The 22,012-nt window shown below is 58.8% G+C and carries 24 protein-coding genes; 11 read left to right on the forward strand and 13 right to left on the reverse strand.

All coding sequences use genetic code 11. The annotated features are described in order from the left end of the window. Positions 1-93 precede the first annotated feature (93 nt). The gene (locus OOF89_RS03210) at positions 94-1,263 is read left to right on the forward strand and encodes a KaiC domain-containing protein (RefSeq protein ID WP_266078392.1); all 1,170 of its coding nucleotides are present in this window, start codon (positions 94-96) and stop codon (positions 1,261-1,263) included. Positions 1,264-1,316: 53 nt separating this feature from the next. Here the strand turns inward: OOF89_RS03210 and OOF89_RS03215 are convergent, their stop codons facing one another. Then, positions 1,317-1,745: a universal stress protein gene (locus tag OOF89_RS03215; protein ID WP_266078394.1), complete on the reverse strand. Its 429-nt coding sequence runs from the start codon at positions 1,743-1,745 to the stop codon at positions 1,317-1,319. A 109-nt stretch (positions 1,746-1,854) separates the two neighbouring features. Between OOF89_RS03215 and OOF89_RS03220 the strand changes: the two genes are divergently transcribed. Both OOF89_RS03220 and OOF89_RS03225 read left to right on the forward strand, forming a co-directional pair. Beyond that, entirely contained in the window at positions 1,855-2,559 is a 705-nt protein-coding gene (locus tag OOF89_RS03220) for a DUF7504 family protein (RefSeq protein WP_266078396.1), read from the forward strand. A gap of 4 nt (positions 2,560-2,563) precedes the next feature. Further along, positions 2,564-4,645 carry a hypothetical protein gene (locus tag OOF89_RS03225; protein WP_266078398.1) on the forward strand — a complete coding sequence of 694 codons (2,082 nt, stop codon included), beginning with the start codon at positions 2,564-2,566 and terminating at the stop codon, positions 4,643-4,645. Here the strand turns inward: OOF89_RS03225 and OOF89_RS03230 are convergent. After that, positions 4,642-4,776 (reverse strand): DUF7503 family protein, encoded by a 135-nt coding sequence (locus OOF89_RS03230; protein ID WP_266078399.1) that lies wholly within the window; start codon positions 4,774-4,776, stop codon positions 4,642-4,644. The two genes, OOF89_RS03225 and OOF89_RS03230, sit on opposite strands and share 4 nt — an antisense overlap. Before the next feature lie 165 nt (positions 4,777-4,941). Further along, a complete protein-coding gene (locus OOF89_RS03235; RefSeq protein WP_266078402.1) occupies positions 4,942-6,750 on the reverse strand; it encodes an ATP-binding protein in 1,809 nt (602 codons plus the stop codon). Positions 6,751-7,008: 258 nt separating this feature from the next. Between OOF89_RS03235 and OOF89_RS03240 the strand changes: the two genes are divergently transcribed. Next, entirely contained in the window at positions 7,009-7,344 is a 336-nt protein-coding gene (locus OOF89_RS03240; RefSeq protein WP_266078404.1) for a DUF7113 family protein, read from the forward strand. Here OOF89_RS03240 and OOF89_RS03245 read toward each other — a convergent pair. Further along, positions 7,338-8,588: a DNA double-strand break repair nuclease NurA gene (locus tag OOF89_RS03245; RefSeq protein WP_266078406.1), complete on the reverse strand. Its 1,251-nt coding sequence runs from the start codon at positions 8,586-8,588 to the stop codon at positions 7,338-7,340. The genes OOF89_RS03240 and OOF89_RS03245 overlap by 7 nt on opposite strands. A gap of 81 nt (positions 8,589-8,669) precedes the next feature. On the opposite strand from OOF89_RS03245, the gene gpmI reads away from it, so the two are divergent. Then, positions 8,670-10,187, forward strand: coding sequence for a 2,3-bisphosphoglycerate-independent phosphoglycerate mutase (gpmI, locus tag OOF89_RS03250; protein WP_266078408.1), 1,518 nt, complete (start codon positions 8,670-8,672; stop codon positions 10,185-10,187). Here gpmI and OOF89_RS03255 read toward each other — a convergent pair. The 5 genes from OOF89_RS03255 to OOF89_RS03275 form a co-directional block, all read right to left on the reverse strand. After that, on the reverse strand, positions 10,178-10,378 hold the full coding sequence (locus OOF89_RS03255) for an HVO_0649 family zinc finger protein (RefSeq protein WP_266078410.1): 201 nt from the start codon (positions 10,376-10,378) through the stop codon (positions 10,178-10,180). The genes gpmI and OOF89_RS03255 overlap by 10 nt on opposite strands. A 55-nt stretch (positions 10,379-10,433) precedes the next feature. Then, positions 10,434-10,823 carry a hypothetical protein gene (locus OOF89_RS03260; protein ID WP_266078411.1) on the reverse strand — a complete coding sequence of 130 codons (390 nt, stop codon included), beginning with the start codon at positions 10,821-10,823 and terminating at the stop codon, positions 10,434-10,436. 119 nt (positions 10,824-10,942) lie between these two features. Next, on the reverse strand, positions 10,943-11,695 hold the full coding sequence (locus OOF89_RS03265; RefSeq protein WP_266078413.1) for an inositol monophosphatase family protein: 753 nt from the start codon (positions 11,693-11,695) through the stop codon (positions 10,943-10,945). Positions 11,696-11,839: 144 nt separating this feature from the next. Next, positions 11,840-12,031, reverse strand: a complete 192-nt coding sequence (locus OOF89_RS03270) for a hypothetical protein (RefSeq protein WP_266078415.1) — start codon at positions 12,029-12,031, stop codon at positions 11,840-11,842. A 25-nt stretch (positions 12,032-12,056) separates the two neighbouring features. After that, on the reverse strand, positions 12,057-13,589 hold the full coding sequence (locus tag OOF89_RS03275) for an amidohydrolase (protein ID WP_266078417.1): 1,533 nt from the start codon (positions 13,587-13,589) through the stop codon (positions 12,057-12,059). Between the two features lie 57 nt (positions 13,590-13,646). On the opposite strand from OOF89_RS03275, the gene OOF89_RS03280 reads away from it, so the two are divergent. After that, entirely contained in the window at positions 13,647-13,832 is a 186-nt protein-coding gene (locus OOF89_RS03280; protein WP_266078419.1) for a hypothetical protein, read from the forward strand. A 251-nt stretch (positions 13,833-14,083) separates the two neighbouring features. Here the strand turns inward: OOF89_RS03280 and OOF89_RS03285 are convergent, their stop codons facing one another. Next, positions 14,084-14,587 carry a GNAT family N-acetyltransferase gene (locus OOF89_RS03285; protein WP_266078421.1) on the reverse strand — a complete coding sequence of 168 codons (504 nt, stop codon included), beginning with the start codon at positions 14,585-14,587 and terminating at the stop codon, positions 14,084-14,086. Positions 14,588-14,672: 85 nt separating this feature from the next. Here OOF89_RS03285 and hmgA point away from each other — a divergent pair, with 85 nt between their 5' ends. Next, positions 14,673-15,884 carry a hydroxymethylglutaryl-CoA reductase (NADPH) gene (hmgA, locus tag OOF89_RS03290; RefSeq protein WP_266078423.1) on the forward strand — a complete coding sequence of 404 codons (1,212 nt, stop codon included), beginning with the start codon at positions 14,673-14,675 and terminating at the stop codon, positions 15,882-15,884. Between the two features lie 119 nt (positions 15,885-16,003). After that, positions 16,004-16,144, forward strand: a complete 141-nt coding sequence (locus OOF89_RS03295) for a hypothetical protein (RefSeq protein ID WP_266078425.1) — start codon at positions 16,004-16,006, stop codon at positions 16,142-16,144. Positions 16,145-16,174: 30 nt separating this feature from the next. On the opposite strand, the gene OOF89_RS03300 is transcribed toward OOF89_RS03295, so the two are convergent. After that, positions 16,175-16,696, reverse strand: coding sequence for a DUF5817 domain-containing protein (locus tag OOF89_RS03300; RefSeq protein ID WP_266078427.1), 522 nt, complete (start codon positions 16,694-16,696; stop codon positions 16,175-16,177). 160 nt (positions 16,697-16,856) lie between these two features. Between OOF89_RS03300 and OOF89_RS03305 the strand changes: the two genes are divergently transcribed. Further along, positions 16,857-17,192 carry a cupin domain-containing protein gene (locus OOF89_RS03305; protein ID WP_266079843.1) on the forward strand — a complete coding sequence of 112 codons (336 nt, stop codon included), beginning with the start codon at positions 16,857-16,859 and terminating at the stop codon, positions 17,190-17,192. A gap of 90 nt (positions 17,193-17,282) precedes the next feature. On the opposite strand, the gene OOF89_RS03310 is transcribed toward OOF89_RS03305, so the two are convergent. Together OOF89_RS03310 and icd are read right to left on the reverse strand one after the other, a co-directional pair. Further along, on the reverse strand, positions 17,283-18,041 hold the full coding sequence (locus OOF89_RS03310; RefSeq protein ID WP_266078430.1) for an ATP-grasp domain-containing protein: 759 nt from the start codon (positions 18,039-18,041) through the stop codon (positions 17,283-17,285). A 233-nt stretch (positions 18,042-18,274) separates the two neighbouring features. Further along, entirely contained in the window at positions 18,275-19,540 is a 1,266-nt protein-coding gene (gene icd, locus OOF89_RS03315; RefSeq protein ID WP_266078432.1) for an isocitrate dehydrogenase (NADP(+)), read from the reverse strand. A gap of 318 nt (positions 19,541-19,858) precedes the next feature. Here icd and OOF89_RS03320 point away from each other — a divergent pair, with 318 nt between their 5' ends. Continuing rightward, complete coding sequence (locus OOF89_RS03320) at positions 19,859-20,710, forward strand: isoaspartyl peptidase/L-asparaginase family protein (RefSeq protein ID WP_266078433.1); 852 nt, start codon at positions 19,859-19,861, stop codon at positions 20,708-20,710. A gap of 404 nt (positions 20,711-21,114) precedes the next feature. Further along, a complete protein-coding gene (gene map, locus OOF89_RS03325) occupies positions 21,115-22,011 on the forward strand; it encodes a type II methionyl aminopeptidase (protein ID WP_266078435.1) in 897 nt (298 codons plus the stop codon). The last annotated feature ends 1 nt before the right edge of the window (position 22,012 follow it).

Below are 22,012 nucleotides of genomic sequence, written 5' to 3' on the forward strand. Positions count from 1 at the left end.
GAGAACTCCCTCCCGAAATACCGACGTAATGGACACGGGCGAGGAGAGTACGAACTGGAGTGACGTTCCCCGAACCCCGACGGCGGTGGTGGCGTGACCGAGGAAGACGACTGGTTCGAGGCCGCACTCCGGGACGATGACGCAAAGACCGGAAACAATGACGATGAAAGGACAAATTCGCCCGCTACGTCAGAACCGATCGCTGACGACGTCGAAGACGCCCGCGTCGAGAAGTCAGACCTCAACGCGGGCGAGGTGGCCAACGCCAGCACTGAATCGTCCCGCGGTTTTGGCATCGAGACGGAACCGAACACGGCCGCGGGCGACAGCATTCCGGAATCGGACTCCGAGTCGTCGGATTCCACTTCGGAATCCGGCAGTGACTCGCTGTTCGAGGATGACTTCGCGTCCGCGTTCTCGAATGCGCCCGGTGCGGGGCCGGGAGGGAACCTCGATTTTGGCGGGGGGTTCGACGATGATGCCGGATTCGCCGGTAGTGGGTTCGGAGGCGGTAGCGGCGGGTTCGATACCGATGGGTTCGACGATGAGGCGTTCGAATCGGATATTCCACGGACCGACATCGGTATCGACGGCCTCGACAGTATGATTCAGGGCGGTATCCCGAAACGTACCTTGATGGTCGCGATCGGCAACGCCGGGACCGGCAAGACGACGTTCGGACTGCAGTTCCTGGACCACGCCCTGTCGCGCGGTGAAAGCGCGGTTTACGTCACCCTGGAGGAGAGCCACGACCGAATCATCGACAGCGCGACGGAGAAAGGGTGGCCCTACGACGAATACGAGGAGGACGGCCGCCTCGCGATCGTCGATGTCGATCCCATCGAGATGGCCAACTCGTTGTCGAGCATTCGGAGTGAACTCCCCGGACTCGTCCGCGAGTTCGATGCGACCCGCCTCGTCCTCGATTCGGTATCCCTGCTCGAAATGATGTACGAGGAGCGTGCAACCCGACGAAACGAGATTTATGATTTTACCCGTAGTTTGAAGGAAGCCGGCGTTACGACGATGCTCACGAGCGAAGCGAGCGATGATAACCCCTACGCCTCGCGTCACGGAATCATTGAATATCTCACTGACGCCGTATTCATCCTCCAGTACGTCAGAAGCACGGACGATTTCCGCGAGACGAGACTCGCGGTCGAAATCCAAAAGATACGTGATGCGAACCACTCGCGCGAGATCAAACCCTACGATATCACGAACGAGGGAATCAGTGTGTACCAACAAGCTAACCTCTTCTGAACGACCCGCTTCGCTCGTGTTCAACGCTCGGAACGAAAAGTTGCGAGCGTCGGTTACCGAACGACCGTCACCGGCATCGGTGAGCGCCGAACGACAGTCTCGGCGACGCTCCCGAGAAGGATTCGGGAGGCACCAGTTCGTCCATGACTACCCATAACGATGTGGTCGAAATCGTTCTCCTCGGCGTAGTTCACGATGACGTGCGATGGTCGCCCCACTTCTGTCGCCGTCGAAACCGTCCGGTCGTGTTCTGCCGCCGTCTTCCGTGCGTTTTCGAACAGCGCTTCGGCGTTCGCTTTCGATTCTTCGTACCACTCCTCGGAATACCCCGGCATACCGACCGTCGAAGAGTAGCCGACATCGATGGGGTCGATAACGTTGAGGAGGGTGAGTTCTGCGTCCGGGAACTCCGCAAGCACATACGACAGTGCCTTCTCCGAGTGCTCCGACCCGTCGATTGGAACGAGAATCCGTTTGTTCATGGCAACTGGTACGAGCGGGATTGGTATAGTATTTCACACGTTTTTATACAGTCGTGAAAGAATACTGACCCGAGCGTTTTTATCTTCTTACTTTCATCAATAGAGTAAAATGGGGTTCGAAAGTATCGAGTTCCGCGGCGAGGAAAGTTCCCCCGACTTCTCAGAACTGCTCTCGGAACTCAAAACGGACGGATGCAATCTCCTCATCACCGGCGAGGTATCGGAGCGCGTCAGTACACGAGCGACACGAATGCTCCTCGGAGATCCCGCCGCGGACAGGAAGCGAATACTGGTGCTGACCGATTCGACCACTCGACAGGCCGAGCCGTGTCTTCCGACAGGGGTTCGACTCGATAGCGCCGGCGTGTGGATCATCGACCAACGGAGCGACGAACGATCGATCTCAGTCGATGCCAAAGTCGGTGACGTGGAGCTTCCACCGCGGCAAAGGAGCGGAAACGACCTCTGGGACGTTGCCGAGGAAGCCACCCTCGCGATCAGCTTCTTCGACACCACGACTGACGGGTTAGAACCGGCACGACTCCGCCTTTCAGTCGATTCGCTCAGCTTTTTGGCCGAGGAGCACACCCGAATGGAGTTCGAATGTTTCCTCCGGATGCTAACCGCAATGATCAGGGGTGTCCGAGGGATGGGTCATTACCACCTCCCGATGGCCGACGACGACACCCTCGTGAAGAGGATTGGACCGTTGTTCGATGCGCGTATCGAACTGCGCCAGCGGGACGGGTTGGTTCCGGAGCAACGATGGCACGTGCCTGCTCACGACCGGAGTACCAACTGGGTACGACTCTGAGACGATGCAACCAGCATTCGCCCCACCCCCGAACCGCCAGGGACTACAGATAACCGACCCCATCGAAAGCGTCCGTTTCGCACTCTACACGCCCGAACAGTCGCCGCTCCGCGCTTCCGACCCGGCCGATTTTCGTTTTCCAGTCGATGCCGCCGTCGAGCTCGAAACGAACAGGGTTGAAATTCCAAAAAACACGGGCATCTATATTCGAACACAGGGCGGTACACTCACGGAAAATTTCAGCGTAACCGACGGGAGCACGACGGTTCCACCGGGTGCGTACAACCTCGAGCTCAATACGGCACCGATGAAACTGTATCTCGCCGTCGAAAGCGGGGTATCGATCGAAGCGCGAAACCAGTCCATCATCCTCAACTTCGACGAAAAGACCCCTCTCAGAGTCGGTGCGCGCTCGTTCCACGAGCAACCGGCGGGAACCATCACCATCAGTGACCAGATCGAAGACGTGATGCGGGCCGTCTCGTTGTTCGGCTCGGCACTGAAAACGACGAGTCCGGAACGGTCGTTTCCAACCTTGCGTGGTCATCCACCACTTATCGAGTACGGAGACGAGTTCTCGGCCCCCGACGGTATCGAGCGTCCGGATACAGGCGTCACGCTCGTTTTACCACGCGAGCGTGCTGTGACCTACGCAGCGACGCCACTCGCATGTTATTTGGGGGCAAAAGTCGTCCCCGGCGAGTATCCAAGACTCGTCGCCGACGAATTCGAACGGTCGCTTACGAGTTCCACCGGGTTCGAACACGCGGTTGCGAACACGCTTCGACAGGTGTTTTTCCTCGATTGTCTCACTCGAACGGAGGGATACTATCGAGTGGAGCTGCACGAACGCAAGCAGGTCGAACCGCTTGTCGATTTGGATTTTGCCGCGCTCTACGAGGCCTCGTTCACGGAACGACTCGAAGCGTATCTCTCCATTCCGTTCGAGACGCTCGAACCGTACATTCCGGATTGGCATCTCACGACGGACGTGGTGCCGACATCTGACAATGTAAAGTGTCTTCCTTTCGTCGCGAACGACCTTTCGCTCGTTCGCTGTCCACCCAAACCGACCACGCGAACGGTGCGTTCACAGCCGAAACCGTTGTCGGAGTTCTATCGTTCCGATTTCGTTCGGGGCGGGGACGACGCCGGGTCCGTAAACGATATCGTCCAACCTGACCCGTCAGAATCCATCGAGCACGCATGGATCGGCGATGGCTATCCTCTCGGGAGTAATAAAACGACAATCGAATCGTGTCGGCGTCGAATCGAACGGACTGCACCCGACGATTCGAACATCCAAATCCACGTCGTCTGTAACGACGAACAGATGAAAGAGGAAGGTATTGTCAACGAATCCTACGGCTTCCGGGATTTTCTGGAGTTCGACGTGGACATCTCATACGACCTGACGACCGACGAACTCGCCGAACTGTTCGCCCAACCAATCGATTTCGTCCACTACATCGGCCACGTGGATGACCAAGGGATACAGTGTTCCGATGGGTATCTCGACGCGAAAACGCTGGACACCGTTCGCACGAGGGCGTTCTTGCTCAACGCCTGTCGGTCCTACGAACAGGGTATGGCGCTCGTCGAAACCGGAAGTCAGGGTGGCGTCGTAACGCTATCCGAGATAGCGAACGTCAGCGCGACCAAAGTCGGGCGGGCACTCGCCCGCCTGCTCAACATCGGGTTTTCGCTTCGGACGGGACTCGAAATAGCGAAGAACGAGATTCTGACCGGGTACCGGTATATTACCGTGGGTGACGGTGGAATGGCGCTGGTACAGTGTGAGAGTGGATGCCCGATGCACCTGCGAGTCGAGCACAGACAAGACGACCTGTTCGAGGTCGATATTGTCGCGTATTCCTCCAGAACCCACGGTATTGGGTGCTTGTTCCACCCCTATTTCGACGAAGAACGTACGCAGTATCTCAACTCCGGAGTTCTCGATAGCTGGGTCGTATCGAAAGAAACACTGAGCGAATACCTAGACTGTGGGGTGTTGCCAATAACCACCGGAAACGGGTTGTATTGGAGCGACAAAATAACCGTGGACTGTTTGGATAGCTCGAGTTAAGGTCCGGGGTTTGCTCCCCCACAACACGCGAGAGCCGTCCCTGCCTGCATCAGCAATAGGCTCGCCGTAAACAGGATGCTAATCATTCGTGGGTTCGATTCGAGGGAGTCCAACAATACGTTCTGAACCATGTTACAAGCGATATTAAGCTTACGTCTATATTTTATTTAACTAAATTATACTCATATATAATTAATTAATACATAATAATTTTTAGTAAATAAAATAGCAGTTGTTGGCAATTATTACAAGCGATAAATCGAATGTGCGGAGAAATGCATTCCTATATCGGCTCTTCAATCACGTCCGTGGCGAGTGACGCACTTCGGAAGACCGATGAGTTCGACCGGCTCGGAGTTGTCAGGTGAGTAGACGACCATCTGTCCTTTTTCCATATACGGCACCTTCTTCTCCAGGTTCGGCGGGATGTTCACGCTCTTGATAGCGTCTTCGTCGCCCAGATTCAGCACGACGGTCGTGTTGACCTGCTTGAAGACCGGTTCGGCGATATCTTGGGGGTCCTGCGTAATGAGGAAGAGTCCAAGCCGCTCCTTGCGCCCCTGTTTTGCGGCCTCCGTGAACTTCCCGATGACTTTCTGTGCCTGCACGCTCTCCGCATCGGAGAGGAAGTTGTGCGCTTCGTCCATCCCGACGACTAACGGCGTTTCCTTGATTTCGGAGTACTCCGGCGAGTTCGAGAGTTTTTCATCGACCAGCAGACTGGACACCGCGAGTACCACCATCTCCTTCGCGCGACTCGTCGGGAGATGGTACGTCGGAACGACCGACAACCGGCCCGAGCGAACGAACTGGGGGACGAGGTCGGTAATCGGCTCGGCTGACTGGTCAAAGACGCTGCTCGGGACCGATCGCACGCGGCGTTTGACGGCGTCGAACGTCGCTTCGTGAACACGACCGCTCTCGTCCAACTCCTCGCGGAGTGCAGGGTCATCCAGATACGAAAGGAAGTTCTGATACGTGCCGTTCCCGCCATAATTACGGAAAAATCGCTTGATAAGGAATGTCAGCGCACCGTACTGGTTATCGTTGAGTTTCGCCCCCGCAACGAGCCACGGATTGTCCTCGACCATCGAGAACGGAATCGTGAACTCGACCTGTTCCGCACGGTGGTGGTCCGCCGCGTACGAGACGCCGCTGACTTTCGGAACGAACGCGACCGTCTCGTCGTGGCCTCCGTACGCGACACCCTCGCGTTCCCACGTTCGTTCGTCGTCCGTACTCACTTCGGGATTGTCGTCGTGCATCTGGGCGTATTCGTCCTGTGGGTCGAACTGCACGACTGCCATTCTGGCGTCGCGGCCGTCCTCCATCGGATAGGTGCGTTCGCCCGACAGATACTGTCGAAGGATGTTTTTCGCACCGTGAGTCTTCCCCGAACCGGTTCCACCGGCGACGAGCGTGTGACGGAAGACGAGGGGGTCACCCGACTCGTAATCGTCCTTTACGCGATAATCTATCGTCGGCGGTTCCGCCGCGGTTCTGACTTTCTCGCCACCGACCGAGAGATGACCGAGGAAGACACCGTCCTCCGGAATTTTCAGCCCGGTTTTGATGTCGCGTTTATCGCGGGCTTGTCGGACGACGGTTTCGGGTTTCGGCACGCGGTCGGTCATCCGGCGTTTCAGTTCGTTATCGTCCTCGAAAAGGACTGCAATCGGCTCCAACGTGGCCATGAACTTGTAATCCGTCTCGTCTATCGATTCGCTTCGCATGGCCCGCCGGGCGTGAATCTCGGTAGCGTCGTCGCTGTGGAACTCCTGTGCGTATTCGAGGGTCGTGATTCGACAGAACAGTTTCTCGCCATCCGGATAGGGGACGAGCAGATATTTCCCGATTCGAACGTTCGCTCGGTTCGGGGCGGTGACGTACGCGCGGAGTCGCGTGTCGTCGCTATCTTCGCCGATCGCCAACCCCTCGGACACGGCAAGCGTTCCGATACCTCGGTCGTCACCGACAGGATCGAGTTCGACGCGGTCGAATCCATCACCCGGAGACGACTCCTTTTCTTCGGCGTCCGACGCAGTTGTCTCCTCGTCGTCGCCGGAATCATTTCCGAAGTCCTCGAAATTACGCAAATCGCTCATGCGCCTGCCATCTCATGCGTGGCTAAAACGTGTTTCGCACGAAATCGGAAGTCCCGTCTCGGTAGCTTCCTTTCGGATGGTCGATATCTCGCGAGATACCGTACAACGTACTTCGTGCAGGTCGTCCCGGAGTCGGGATGAGATCGCACCACCGTGACGTCGAAAGTGGAAAATACTGCTGTCGGGTCCATGGGAGATATGTTTTGACATACCTATCTTCCCGCGTTCCTTTTATGTCCTCATAACTTATTTCGTGGTATGTTACTCGTTCGCGGCGAAGCAGGGGGCACCACCCTAACCGGGACGCTGTACGAGCGGGGCGAGCGCGCGCCCACGTTCAAAGGCGCACCCGACGAAGACGCTCCCTACGTGTGGGTGTGTGACGAGTTCTATCAAGTCGAAAGCGGGGGCACCGCCCAAACGGTCTCCGGCGAGGAGGTAAACGTCGCGTTCGAGACACCGATGCCGCGCGGGTTCGACACCCGAGAACAGGCCATCGCTGCCGCAGAGGAGCACATTCGGACGCAGTTCGCGCGTATCGGCGTGGACGTGAGCGAAGTCGAGATTACGGTCGAAAAAAACGTCCCTCAGTAGTTGCGACCCCAGCGAATCGCGTCGTAGTTCGCATCGAGTTCGCTGTCGAACGACCGCTCGAAGCTCCGTATCAACGATTGTGTACTGTGCTGGCTGATGTTGGCCAGCGAATCGGCCTTCGAAATGACGAGCGGCGGTCCCCCAGCGACCGCGATTTCCTTGAGGATCTGCCGTTCGATGCGCCGTCTGCAATCTTCGTCCGCCGTAAACATCCGTGGCGCTTCGACCTTGTACAGCAAATCCCGACGCGGGTCGTAGATGACGCAGAACGTCACCTCGTACTGCTCCGGTTCGTACTCCCGCTCGACGTAGCGGTCGGCTTCCTCGCTTCCGAAAAACGAGTCGGACCCCGCACGGGAGACGAACCAATTCGATAGTGTCAGGTCATCGGTCGATCGCTCGTATCGACCGTCTTCGTACTCCCCGCGTTCGAGCACTTGCGAGAAGAACGCCGCGTCGTGTGCCCACGGTGCGTTCACGCCTTTCCCCCGGAGGGTTCGGATAATCGACTTCGCGGAGATGTTCTTGACGAATCCGGCGAGTGGGACGTTACGCTCGAAGAACGCTTCGACCAGCCTGACGTAATTTTCGAGAATCGTCCGTATGTCCTCCGACTCCTCGAAAAGGTTCGGGAGGACCGTCCCGCGGTCACGCCACCGGATGATCCCTTTGGGATACACGGGTCCGTCGAGTAGTAGAAAGTCCGATACTTCGCTCGCATGGTCCAGTGCGTGCCGACTTTCGGCACGATACAGGGCGAGTGCATGAACGATGTCTTCCTCGTGGTCGTCCCGACGAGGTGCATGAACGATTCGGCGTTTGCTTCCTTCGCTGTAGGATTCCCAGTCGGTACCGAAATTCCGCTCCACGTCGTTCGTGTGAATCGCCTTGACGACCGTCCGGGAGTCGTGAAGGTCGAGGTCGGACGGCGTCGAACTCATCGCGGCGTGTGCAACGTCTACCACCAGACCGTTTTTGAACGGTTGCGGGTTGATGGTACCCGAGTCGAGACCGTGCATCGTTTCGAACCGATCGTCTTCGAGGGCGAGGTTCTCGATATTCGCACACCGTCGCTTGAGGTCATCAAGGGGTTCGAGAACCGCGATACCTTCGTGGTACAACGGGTCGAGATAGTTCTCCCAGACGTTTCTGGCGAGTTCCTGATGGTTGCGCTCTTCTCCCTCGTAATCGATTCTGTCGGCCAGTCCGGCGATGCCATCGAAGTGGACGGGGTCGAGGGTCATGCACGCCTCATCCCATCGCACTCGGAAAAAGGCCACCTTTCGAGCGAAGCTTAGTTACACCCCCACGACGACGGTTCGCCCATGCAAGCGGGACTCATCGTGCTCGACGGATGGGGACTTGGAAGCGACGACGGCGGACGAAACGCCATCGAGGCCGCCGACACGCCTAACTTCGACCGAATTGCGAACGTGGGCGCGTACGGGACGCTCGACGTGTCGGGTCGCCGGGTCGGCCTTCCCGAAGGTCAGATGGGCAATAGCGAGGTCGGCCACCTCAACATCGGTGCGGGCCGCGTCGTCAGGCAGGAATACACCCGTATTAGCGACGCGATCGAGGCGGACGAACTGGGCCAAAACGACGCCATCACCGACGCCTTCGAGTATGCGAACGACCACGACGGCCGCGTTCACTTCATGGGATTGGTCAGCGAGGGCGGGGTTCACTCGGCTCAACGACACCTATACGCACTCATCGAACTCGCCGCGAATCGTGGCGTCGAGGCAGTTACACATGCCTTCACGGACGGGCGTGACACGTCACCGAAAAGCGGCGAGGGCTTCCTCGGCGACCTACAGAAAGTCGTGGGGGAACACGAAACGGGCGAAATCGCGACGGTTTCGGGTCGCTACTACGCGATGGACCGCGACCAGAACTGGGAGCGGACGAAACGTGCCTACGACGCTATCGTGAATCGAGACGCCGAGTACACGGCCGAAACCGCTGTCGATGCCGTCCGTGAATCCTACGAGCGTGGCGAGACGGACGAATTCGTGGAACCGACGGTGATTTCGGGCACCCCTGCCCTCGAAGACGGTGACGCGGTCGTCTTCTTCAACTTCCGCTCCGACCGCGCCCGCCAACTCACACGCATGATCTGTGATATCGACCCCGTCTGGGAGTTCGAAACCCACCCCCCGGAAATCGAGTTCGTGATGATGACCCAGTACGATGCGGAGTTCGATTTGCCCGTCGCCTTCCCGCCCGATCAACCGGAGGACACGCTGGGCGAGGTTTTGGCGGAGAACGGTAAAACACAGCTTCGACTCGCCGAATCCGAAAAGTACGCCCACGTTACCTACTTCTTGAACGGTGGTCGCGAGGTCGAATTCGACGGGGAAATCCGAAAAATAGTGGAGAGTCCGGACGTACCGACCTACGACCAAAAACCGGAGATGAGTGCGAAAGAGGTGACCGACACGGCCATCTCGGTCATCGAATCGGACGACCCCGACGTGCTCGTACTGAACTACGCGAACCCGGATATGGTGGGCCACACCGGCGACTTCGACGCCGCCGTCACCGCTGTCGAGGCAGTCGATGAACAGCTCGGCCGACTCGTCGAAAGCCTGCAAGCGCACGGCGCACACGTCTTCATCACGGCTGACCACGGCAACGCCGACGACATGGGGACGCCGGACGACCCACACACGGCGCACACGTACAACGCCGTTCCGCTCGTGTATCTCTCGCCGGAGGGAGACAATAGCAGTAAAATCCGCAGTGGCGGGTCGCTCTGTGACCTCGCGCCGACGCTCCTCTCGGTCATCGGGGTTCCACAACCGGACGCGATGACGGGCGAATCGCTCCTCTACCGCTGATACCGAAGCACCCGCGTATCGACGGCATCACAGCGCGGGCAAATGTGCTGGAAGTGAACTTCGCCGCCGCGCGCAGTGACCCGCCAGTCGCCCTCTTCGTCCACGAAACCACATTTCGTGCATCGCCGTTCCGTCTTTTCGTAATGTTTTCGGAGCCTATCGAACGGAGAACGACCTTGTTTGATCGCCATGTGGTAACGTATATCACCCCAGATAATAATTGTAACGATTGTTCAGACCCACCCGCTAGTCCGACGACGTAACTACGCGCTCGTGTTCGACCGGGGATTCCCACAGTTGCAGGGTGAGCGACCCAACCGCCAACAGTCCACCGAGCACTGCGAGCGCTCTCACCGGGCCGATCGAGTCGGCGACGACGCCGCTTCCAACCGCGAACGGAATCGTCACGAGCGAATAAACCATGGACGCGGAACTCAGTACCGTCGCCCGTCCGACGGAGAGCGTCAAATCGTTCACGTACTGTCCTGCCAAGGGACGAGTGACGTTATCGACCGCACTCACCGCGAAGAACGCCGGAATCGCCGCGATAGGTACGAACCACAGTAATGCCAGTAGTGCGCCGAGTGGCGGAGGAATCGAGACGAACCAGCGTCGAAGGCCGAGACGGGATTTCACGAATACACGCACGATAGCAGTAGTATTTCAGGACAGCACTGCGCGGAAGGTTCATGCGTCCAACTCGAGATCCAGCCCCGTCATATAGGAGTATCGATACGATCGAAAAGACGGTCGCATCAGATCACCGATTCGAGCGTGGTAAACACCTCGTCGCTCGCCGCCGCCACGAACAGGTCTCCCTCGTTCGCCAATCGTGCACCGCTCTCCTCGGCGAGAAGCCACCCCGCGTGTTGTTCCACTTCGTCCGGATGAAAACAGACGACCGCTTCGAGTTTGCCACGGGAGAGTAATCCCCAGTCGAGGGTCGGTGCCCAGCTTTTCCAGACACGTTTGCAGTGCCCGGAAAGCGCCGAATCGAGTTCGTCGGCCCGCGTTTGCAGCCCGTCATTTCGAAGTACGTCGATACCGATAACGAACGAAACCGTCGCATGGTCGCTCGCCACATCGCTGTCCGCGCGCATCGGCTCGTCGTTCAACGTCGCCCCCTCGCCACGACGGGCGACGTATGTGTCGTCGTGAAGCGGGTCGTGGATCACGGACAAAATTGGTTCGTCCTCGTGGAGCAGTGCCAGCGCGGTTCCGAAATATGGAATCCCCGAACAGAAGTTGTTCGTCCCATCGAGAGGGTCGATAACCCACCGATAGTCGCTTTCACCAGCCTGTTCGCCGGATTCCTCGGCGAAAATCCCGTGGTGCGGGTATTCGGCGGAGAGTATGTCGAGAATTCGACGTTCGGAACCCCTGTCCGCGACCGCCTTCACATCGTCCGTTCCGTAGTTAGCTTCCAGTGACTCAGCTTCGAACTCCGAAACGAGGTACTCGCCTGCTGCCCGACACGCTCGCACTGCTGTCCCTTCGAACGAGTCCATACGAGTAGCTTTCACCCTACTGTAAAACCATGCTCGGTTTACTCGACAGCCAAAAACACGAATCGCCGAGTCGCGGTCGGTACCGACAGCGAGAACGGTTTACGGGCAATGTGGTAGTGTAATCGACTGCTGACTGCCTACTCGCTAGGAGTCATCATCGTCGCGTGTGTCGCGACGGGCCGCACGTTCGGCACTTTGCCAATCCGTGTGCTCCGTTAGTTCCCGGTCGCTTTCCGAGTCGATGAGCGACCAGAGGACGAAGGGTGCACCCACGACGAACAGGAGAAACAACGGGAATACACCGCCGAAATCGGCAGCGAGGAGGGGCAAAGACATGATAAAAACACGATGACGATACGGCTTAATCGTTCCGCCCGTCGAAAACGACAGTGCCATCGACGACCGTCATCGCTACGTCGATGTTTTCGATGTGGTCTTCGTGCTCCCACGGGGATACGTCGAGGACGACAAAATCGGCCTTTTTGCCCCTCTCAACGGTTCCAAGCCGATTCTCGTCGAAGCCTGCGTAGGCCCCTCCGTGCGTGTACGCACGGAGCGCTTCGGTGACGCCGAGTCGCTGTGCTTCGACCGGTGCGTTGACGGTCTGGTGAATTCCGAACAGTGGGTCGAGTGGCATACAGTCACTTCCGAACGCGAGGTAAGCGCCAGCATCGAGCAGGGTTCGGTAGCGATTCGTCCGTTTTCGACGCTCTTCTCCGAGTCGGGTATCGTAGAGGCCGCCCTCCTGCGCCCACTTCAGGAAGTTCGGTTGGACGGAGGCGACGACGCCGGATTCGGCGAATCGTTCGACCTGGTCGTCGGTGACGAGTTCGACGTGTTCGACCCGGTGTCGCTTCGCACCGGGGTCGTCGGTTTCCTCGAACGCGTCGAGGGTTGCCTCGATCGCCTCGTCGCCGATGGCGTGCGCCGTAAACTGCATTCCAGCGTCGTCCGCGCGTTCGACGAGTTCGTCCAGTTCTTCCGGGGGAACGACCCACTGACCGGTTCCGTCGCCGTCCGCATACGGTTCGGAGAGCTTCGCGGTTCGACCGCCGAAACTCCCGTCGGTGAACGACTTTATCGCCCCGGTCCGGACGAACTCGCTTCCGTGATTCGTCTGGAGGCCGATTTCTTCGACCGCGTCGATATGGTCGCTCCAGTAGTTGATGCGCACCCGAAGAGCGAGGTCGCCGTCGAGTTCGAGTGCGCGGTACACTTCCGGCGCACGGGAGCGTCGGACCATATCGTGAACGCCCGTGATCCCCTTCTCGTGGACGTCCCGCTGCGCCGAACGGAGGAGCTCCCGCATCGTCTCGGCGTCGGGTTCGATGGCCTCGTAGATGGCGTCGACGGCGTCCTCGACGACGACGCCGGTCGGTTCGCTTCCTTCTGTCTCTACGTCCTCGTCCGGCATCACGTCACGAAGTCGGGCGAGGGCCACGCTGTTGATCGAGGCCGTGTGCATGTCCTCGCGGAAGGCGACGACGGGACGGGTTTCGCTTACCGAATCGAGGTCGTCGCGGGTGAGGTAGCGCGATTCCGTCCACATGCTCTCGTCGAACCCGTAGCCGAGCACCCACTCACGGTCGGCGTCCAGCTCGGCGAGCAGCTCCACACAGTCAGCAGGGGAGTCGGCGACGGAAAGGTCGGCATTGACGAGATAGCTCCCAACCATCATCATATGCGTGTGGGCGTCGATGAATCCAGGCAAGAGGACTCGACCACCGAGGTCGATTACCTCAGTCTCGACACCCTCCAGAAAGTCGACTTCGTAGGCGTTGTCCACACGAACGATTTCCCCGTCACGAACGGCGACCGCTTCCGCCGTTTCGTCGGTGTCCGCGAGGGTGTGGACCTCGGCGTTCGTGAAAATCACATCCGCTGGCGCTGTCATGCTTTCGTGGTGTATTCCGACGGCGATAACTGTTCGGGGAGCGGCAGAACGCATTCGATGAAGCGGAAGCGGCCCTCGCTAGTAAACGACACTGTAACCCTCCGGATTCCGGATTGCAGTCCGCACGGTGAGTTCGTGCTGACGGTGGTTCACGACGGGGACCGTCCACCGGAGGAACATCGCGAGTCAGAAGTTCGGAAGCGAACCGATGAAAGGGACCGCTACTCCAGCGGGACTGCGTAGACAGATCCGCCTCCGCGCTTTCGTTTTAAACTGTAGAACGCGTACACGATGGGTCCACTCACGATCAGCGGAATGAAGAATGCGACGAAGAATCCGACCGCCCACATATCCACGGTCTCCATCCTTCGCTTTCCGGCATCACGATACAGCCACACGGAACCGAGGAGGGCAGGCGGAACGGCGAGAAATATCGGAATCGAAACGTCGACCGTAGATATGCGATGTTCCCGATCCAAGTGACTGTTTTGTTTCTACGCGAAATCGTGATAGTAGACCTGTTGATAGGCTGTTCCCCCCGTAAACAGGTCCTCGACACGTTCTTCTACTCGCTCGAAACCCTTCGATTCGAAGAACCGTTTGCCTCGTTCGTTGTCGATGAGGACGGAGACCGATAGCTGTGTGAAACCTTGCGTTCGAATTTCGTCCTCGATACCGTCGAGAAGCGCGGTTCCGATACCTTGTCGCCAGCGGTCGGGTGTGACGTATATCCCCTGCAACCTCGCCTCTCCGACGGCGTCAGCCCGATTGACGACATCTACGTGCGCGTACCCGACGGGGTCGCCGTCCGCGATTGCGGCAACGATTATCACGTCGTCGTCCGCCAGTGCCGTTTCGAGTCGTTCCTCGCTGAATCGTTCGCGAACCGTTGCCGCACGCTCCTTGTCAGGGAGGAAGTCATATGCCGCTTCCACCGCTTCGCGCGAAATGGTTCGGATTTCGGGGATATCCGTCCTCGTCACGCGTTTCGTTTCCATGGTATCTATTCTCGCAGGGCGGTCAAATCGTTGCTGGCTCGTACAAATGGGCAACAGTTAGGGGGTCCGCGAGAAATTCCGAACCATGACCGACGCAGACGAACTCGCGGAACAGGTTCGAGCGGGCGACCTCCGCCTGCACGAACTTGAAGACCATGCAGACAACGATACCGCCGCCGAGGCTCGCCGCAAGCTCCTCGAATCGGAAACCGACGCGACCCTGGACACGGTCGGTGATTACTCCTTCGACGCGGAGCAAGCCGAACCGAACATCGAGAACATGATCGGTGGCGCCCAGATTCCGATGGGTGTCGCAGGACCCATTGCCGTCAGTGGTGGCTCCGCGGAGGGTGACTACTACCTCCCCCTCGCGACGACCGAGGGTGCACTGCTCGCCAGCGTCAACCGTGGGTGTTCGGTTATCCGCACTGCTGGTGGAGCAGACGCCCGCGTCACGAAGACCGGAATGACTCGCGCGCCCGTCTTTCGCGTGCAGGGCATCGCGGAGGCCGAGGAAGTCGTCAGTTGGGTTCGCGAGAACCGAGACGAACTCGCCGAAGCGGCCGAATCCACGACCAGCCACGGCGAACTCCTCGATGTTACCACCTACGTCGTCGGCGACTCCGTCTTCCTCCGATTCGTCTACGACACGAAGGACGCGATGGGGATGAACATGGTAACGATCGCGACGCGTAAAGCCGCGGAACTGGTAGAGGACGAAACCCCCGCGAGCCTCGTCGCGCTTTCGGGCAACCTGTGTACCGACAAGAAACCCGCCGCCATCAACGCCGTGGAGGGACGCGGTCGGAGCGTCACGGCGGACGTTCGAATTCCGCGGGAGACGGTCGAAAATCGACTCCATACGACGCCGGAGGCGATCGAAGAGGCGAACACGCGAAAGAACCTCATCGGAAGCGCGAAGGCAGGGAGTCTCGGCTTCAACGCGCACGCCGCGAACGTCGTCGCCGCTGCGTTCCTCGCAACCGGACAGGATGCCGCGCAGGTCGTCGAGGGAAGTAACGCAATCACGACCGTCGAAGCGCGGGACGATGAGTTGTACGCCAGCGTTAGCATCGCTAGCCTGGAAGTCGGCACGGTCGGCGGCGGGACGAAACTTCCCACGCAGTCGGAAGCCCTCGACGTACTGGGACTCCGTGGCGGCAGTGACCCCGCGGGAAGCAACACGGACGCACTCGCGGAAGTTATCGCAGTCGGCGCGCTCGCGGGAGAGCTCTCGCTACTGGCGGCACTCGCATCGCGCCATCTCTCGAGCGCGCACGAGGAGCTCGGACGATAAGACCTCATTTAAATTCACCTAAATTGACCTAGAAATTTATTACGGAGGGGAGTCTTTACGTAATTGGCACGTGCGAATGGCGTATGCTCTCGCATCGTGCCGTCCGATGGTGACCGTCAATGGCTACATCCACCTCCGATGGGGACGCACCGATTACCGACTCCAGGGCGTATCACGTCCTCCAGTTCCTGAAACTGTTGCTTACCGTGCTAACGCTGGTCGTCGCGGTGTGGAAGGGACTGAACGGTGCGCTCCTCTGAGTCGGGAATCTCCCCGCCGTCTCCCGACTTTCAAACCCGACGATATCGCCCACGGCTCTCGCTAACTTCGCCACGCCGAGCGAGCTTTTCGAGTGCCTTTTCGACGTAATCCCGAGACACGCCGCGCTCACCGGCATAGGCAACGATTTCGCTCTCCTCGGGTCTGTCGAGAGTCGAGAGGGCATTCAGGACGACTTGTTTCTTGCTCGTGCTCGAATTACCACGCCGGGAGCGGTCTTCGACGGTAGACACTTCCTCGGTGTCGATTCCGGAGCGGTCCAAAAACTCGTCGTCGTCCATTCCGGCGTGTTCGACTCGTGATTCCATCTCGGCGAACGAGTCGAGTTCGGCGAAGGCATCGCCGTGACCCTGCCGATTCGCAAGCATCGAAGCGCGAACCTCTCGCGCATGGTCCTCGTCGTCGGTTTCGACGAACTTCTTCAACTTCCGAAACTTTCGCTGCGTTCCACAGCGTGAACACTGCGTCGTTTTGGGTCTTCCATCGACTATCCACAGGTTGCTACAGGCAGTACAACCCACGACGCTGTACATACCTCTGTCTCCGACTGCCTCCCAGTTCAACCCTCCGTTCGGGCTTCGGGTTGATCCGCTTGGCAGACGTGTTTTTCCCCTTCATCTCCCCGGAGTTGGTCCGTTCTCATATTTAAACTCTCTCCCGGAGGTTTACCAGTCCCACATGCGAATCGATCGCATGGACACGAGCGCACTCCCAGACCATGAGCCCACTGAAGTAACCGATGGCGTCTTTCTCGCGCAGTTGGCCGCCGGGAACCGGATGAGCATTCAGCATTTTCATATCGAACCCGGCGCGACGGTGCCGGAACACAGCCACGAGCACGAACAAACCGGATTCATCTACAGCGGTGCGCTGACGTTCCTCGTGGATGGCGAGGAAATCATCATCGAAGAACGGGATTCCTACGCGATTCCCGGCGACGAACCACATGCTGCGGAGAACAAAACCGACGAACCGGTTCGCGGAATCGACGTGTTCAGCCCGCCACGACTGGACGTGCCGTGGAAGTGATCGTCGGCCGACGACCCGACATCGCGTGCAAGCATCGAATGACGTGAAGACGAACCGACCCCACTTCGTCACCGTAGGTATACCGGCCCACTATTCGTCGTCGATTTTCCTTCGGATGAGTTCCTCGTATAGGGCCGCACCCCCAAGAACGCCGTCGAGATTCACGGCGGGGTTGACGTCGATGACGTAGATCGATTTGTGCACGAGGAGGTCCAATTCGTACAGCGAGAGGTCGAACAAAACTCGAACGCGCTCGACGTAGCGGGCGAGGCTTGGGGTGATCCGCTGTTCGACAGGAACGCTGCCGTCACCGAACAATCTGACGGCGCGGATTTCATCGCCAATGCCGAACAGTTTGTAACTTCGATGTGGAACGACGTATCGCTGAACGATTCGTTTTTCCGGAAAGTCGTACGCATCGGCGAAATGAACCGAAAACTCGTGTCCGCTCGGTTCGAACTCGTACCGAGGTTTGACGATAGTAGGCGGCGGGAGCGTGACGTCCGGCGCTCGTGCGTACTGGTACTCCGGAACGAGGACGTTACCACGTCGAAGCGTCCGATAGCAGGTGAGTCGGTCGGCCGTTGCGGACGCCCCGCTGTAACTGTTTACCGTCGGTATTCCGGCTTCGTGAGCGCGTTTCAAGTCCGAGAGGGCGGCCGGATGCCAATGCGCCATGTGATAGAAGTCGAGTTCGAGTTCGTCCAGATCCCAGTGTTCGGTACGGGGGTCCATCAGGACGAGCGTGGCCCACGTTCGAAGTCGGTCGAGTAATTCGAGTTTGACGGCGTTCCCACCGGTGTGCCAATAGGAAACGCCGATTCTCGGTCGGTCAGTAGGAGACGCCATTACACACAGTAGGCGAGTTGCGTATCTATGCGTTGCTCCGGTTATCGGATTCGAGGGTTCGAACCATTGAATCGGGACTCCCGTGTCGAAGCTCCATATAAAAAGGTGAAACGAGAATAAAAGGCGAAGCGAGACGAAAACGGCGTCACCGAGCGACGTCCAGTTACTCCACGACTCGCTTACGTGTGGCCGCAAACGCCGCTGGACGACCTCCAGCGTGCCGAAAAATCGGTTTACGCCAATTTTTCGATGTTTTCGACGATGGCGTCAGCGTACTCGCTGGTGGCGAGTTTCTCGCCGCCTTCGATCTGGCGTTCGAGGTCGTAGGTGACCTTGCCGGAGGAAATCGTCTCCTCGACGGCGTCGCGGACGAGTTGACCGGCGTCCTTCCAGCCCATGTATTCGAGCATGAGACGGCCGGAGAGAATCATCGCGGTTGGGTTGACTTTGTCCTCACCGGCGTATTTCGGCGCGGAACCGTGGACCGGTTCTGCGAGACAGCGGTGCTCGCCGAAGTTCGCACCGGGTGCGATGCCGAGGCCACCGATCTGTGCACCTGCGGCGTCGGACATGTAGTCGCCGTTCAGGTTCATCGTGGCGATGACGTCGTAGTCAGCCGTTCGGGTGAGCAACTGTTGGAGCATGTTGTCGGCGATACGGTCTTTGACGACGAGTTTGTCGTCGGGTTGTTCGCCGTCGTATTTTTCCCACAGTTCGTCTTCCGTGATGGTGATATCGCCGAACTCCTCCTCTGCGAGTTCGTAGCCCCAGTCGCGGAACGCGCCCTCGGTGAACTTCATGATGTTACCCTTGTGGACGAGCGTGACCGAATCACGGTCGTTCTCGAGGGCGTACTCGATCGCTTCGCGGACGAGACGCTTCGTTCCGAACTCCGTAATCGGCTTGATACCGATGCCAACCGGTCCGTCGTGGATGACGCCATCCGCGCCCATCTCGTCCTCGACGAACGCCTTGACTTCCTCGACTTCGTCGGTGCCTGCTTCCCATTCGATACCGGCGTAGACGTCCTCCGTGTTCTCACGGAACGTGACCATGTCCATCGCCTCGGGGTTTTTGACCGGCGACGGGACGCCGTCGAGATGGTATGTCGGTCGAACGTTCGCGTAGAGGTCGAGCGTTTTGCGGAGCGCCACGTTCAGACTGCGGAATCCGGCACCGACAGGCGTCGTGAGCGGTCCTTTGATGGCGACGTTGAACTCCTTGATAGCCTCGACGGTGTCGTCCGGCAGGTTCTCGTCGTACGTTTCGCGGGCGCTGGCGCCAGCGTAGACGCGCATCCAGTTGATTTCGCGTCCCGTCGCTTTCGCCGCAGCGTCGAGCACTTTCTGTGCTGCAGGGCCGACGTCCGTTCCGATTCCATCTCCGTGAATGATCGGGATGATCGGGTTGTCGGGAACTTCCAGTTTACCAGTGTCCTCGTCGACCGTAATCGTGGCCCCATCCTCGGGCACTTCCACCTTGTCGTACTCGTAGCTCATGAACGTTCGAACAGTGTTCCGAGGAGGATAAAAGGCCTACCGTTTCCCCTTCGTATGGGCCTTATACGCCCTTAAAGAGTTGGGTGATTTCGGTGGGTGAAGTTAGCAGTCGTCCGAATCGCCGGAGCGACCGACTCGGTCACGTCAGTATCGTTGTTTCGTCCGCGAATATCGCCATTCGAACGCTCTCCACCGCTCTCGTTGACTCACGAAGTGGCGCAACCAGTATCTGTCCGTGGGTCGTGTACAGGGCATCACCACCTCGTCCGAACTGCCGTTTGACGTGAACTTAAGCCATCCCACGCGAGACCACCCTGCATGAAAGTCATCGTTCACGGCGGTGCTGGCGGCGAACCGGACGAACCGACCTCTCGACAGGCGGTGCTCGACGAAGCGGCAGAAACTGGCGGCAAAGCCGAAACCGTCGTTGACGCGGTCGAAGCAGCGGTTCACGTTCTCGAATCATCACCGAGGTTCAACGCGGGCGTCGGCGGCGCGGTTCAGAGCGACGGCAAGATTCGAACCGACGCCGGAATCATGACGAGCGACCGTGAGACGGGTGCGGTATGTTCGATGCCGAGCGTCGAACATGCCGTCAGCGCGGCCCGAGTCGTGATGGAAGAGACGCCACACGTTCTCGTCAGCGGGGAACACGCGGTTTCCCTCGCGGCGGATTTCGGCGTGGAAACCGAAATCAACCTCTGGACCGAAAAGAGCGAGAAGCGATGGGAGGAGTACGATGCCCCCGATGGCGCGCCGAGTGAACACCTCGAATGGCTCCACGAGAAGTTCGGCGGAGCGGACACGGTCGGCGCAGTCGCCTCCGACGGCGACGAGTTCGCCGCCGCAACCTCGACGGGTGGGCGCTGGCTTGCACTCGCAGGGCGGGTCGGCGACGTTCCGCAAATCGGTAGTGGCTTCTACGCGGCACCGGCCGGTGCGGCCAGTTCCACGGGTGCGGGCGAAGATATCGCAAAGTCGACGCTTACCCGGCGAGCGGTTCGTCACCTCGAATCGGGCTTCGGCGCACAGGAGGCCGCAGACCGCGCCATCGAGGAGTTCGCCGAACTCACCGGATCGAGTGCTGGTGTCATCGTCCTCGACCGGGACGGAAACACTGGAAGCACGTTCAACAGCGACGCGATGCAGACTGCGGTAAACAAGTCGTGAGATGGGAGACGAGGAGTCGGCTCGGAGTCATTCCGGTCCAAAACGTCGCGGAACGAACTGACGCTCGGGATGGAGTGTTCGATTCCGTAAGTCCAGATGTGGAGCCGATCGATAGTCGTGTCCTGTGACAGGGCAGTCCTCTGCCGTCATCCCCACGTTTACCAACGTACCCACCATTAGACTGGCAACTACGAGCGGTGTCACTGCGAATACGGTACCCTTCTGCAGATACGAACAGTCAGATCAATCGTGAGGAACAGATGTCGAGAAGCCGACTCATGTATCCGCCCATATGCGATTTTTGTATTACGAATGATAGCATGGCGGTACAGTTGTTCGTAGCCGGATCCGAAGCCTCCCTCTGTAACGCAAACTCTTTCCGGCGTTCGGGCGAACCACGTTTTATGAGCGACCAGTCAATCGACCTCTCGGCGGAGAAGTACGAAAAGCATCGGGAGGCCGGTGAAATCCTCGCGCAGGTTCGCACGGAAACTGCAGAGCGCGTCGAAGTAGGTGCAAGCCATCTGGAAGTCGCGGAATACGCCGAAGATCGAATCCGTGAACTCGGCGGGAAACCGGCATTTCCGGTCAACATCAGCATCAACGAGGAAGCGGCCCACGCGACGCCGAGCATCGGCGACGAGAGCACGTTCGGTGAGGACATGGTCAACCTCGATATCGGGGTTCAGATAGACGGATGGCTCGCCGACACCGCGATCACGGTGGACCTCTCCGGACACGACGATCTCGCAGAAGCGAGCGAAGAGGCCTTGAACGCTGCGCTCGAAGTCGTCGAACCCGGCGTCGAGACGGGAGCGATCGGTGCAGAAATCGAGTCCGTTATCGACGGCTACGGCTACAATCCCGTCGTCAATCTCTCGGGCCACGGACTGGCCCACTACGAACAGCACACGGAACCGAACATCCCGAACCGCGCCGTCTCACAGGGCATCGAACTGCAAGTCGGTGATGTCGTGGCCATCGAACCGTTCGCCACCGACGGGAGTGGAAAAGTGAGGGAAGGTGCAGAGGAGGAGATCTTCTCCCTCGAGCGCGAAGCGTCAGTTCGTGACCGAAGCGCTCGAAAAGCGCTCGACCAGATCACGGAGGAGTTCCGAACGCTTCCGTTCGCAACCCGCTGGTTGGACAGTTCCCGCCCGGATATGGCACTGCGCCGCCTGAAAATGAAAAACATCGTCCACGGTTATCCAGTGCTCAAAGAGGAGGACGGCTTCCTCGTCAGTCAGAAAGAACACTCGGTCATCGTCACTGAGGATGGCTGTGAAGTGTTCACGAAGTAAC

Source organism: Haladaptatus caseinilyticus (assembly GCF_026248685.1).
GTDB classification, from domain to species: Archaea; Halobacteriota; Halobacteria; order Halobacteriales; family Haladaptataceae; genus Haladaptatus; species Haladaptatus caseinilyticus.